This window comes from Flavobacterium sp. I-STPP5a (genome assembly GCF_009764685.1).
In the GTDB taxonomy this organism is placed as follows: Bacteria; Bacteroidota; Bacteroidia; order Flavobacteriales; family Flavobacteriaceae; genus Flavobacterium.
Genome location: NZ_VHLM01000035.1, coordinates 1 through 486, shown reverse-complemented (window position 1 = coordinate 486; position 486 = coordinate 1). Strand labels below are relative to the sequence as shown.

Below are 486 nucleotides of genomic sequence, written 5' to 3'. Positions count from 1 at the left end.
CTATATAATCCACAAGTTTTTTGTCCTTTAACTCTTAATTGTTTTCTTATAGTTGAATTTAATATACAGCCGTAATTTGGTCTATAGATTTTAATTGCTATCAATAGTATTTCTTCATACGTTTTCAATAATTTTGCCTTTTCAATATCTCCAATAAATTCAATCTTACCTCCCCCGTTTCCTTCATTACCTCCATATAACGAAAACCAAAAACCTAATCCTTCACTTTCTTTTTTCGTTGCAAAGTCTATGCTAAATCCAAAAGGGCTTTTAGATTCATCCATTAAATCTTTATTGCTTTTATTTGCATTAATATAAGCAACCTCATCATCATTTATTTCGTTATATAATTGCTCATTAATTGTAGAATTATTTATGTCAATTTCTATATTAGACTTTAAAAAAAATAGTTTATTGCAATAAGGTATTGAGATCGAAAGATTTTTAATAAATAATAGACTTCTTTTTTTAAATTCTATAAAAGTT

General features: G+C 25.5%; 1 protein-coding gene. It reads right to left on the bottom strand.

Going from position 1 to position 486, the window contains the following annotated elements; translation table 11 throughout:
* A partial coding sequence (locus tag FJV36_RS07380) for a hypothetical protein (RefSeq protein ID WP_158980966.1) occupies window positions 1-486 on the bottom strand: 486 nt, incomplete at both ends.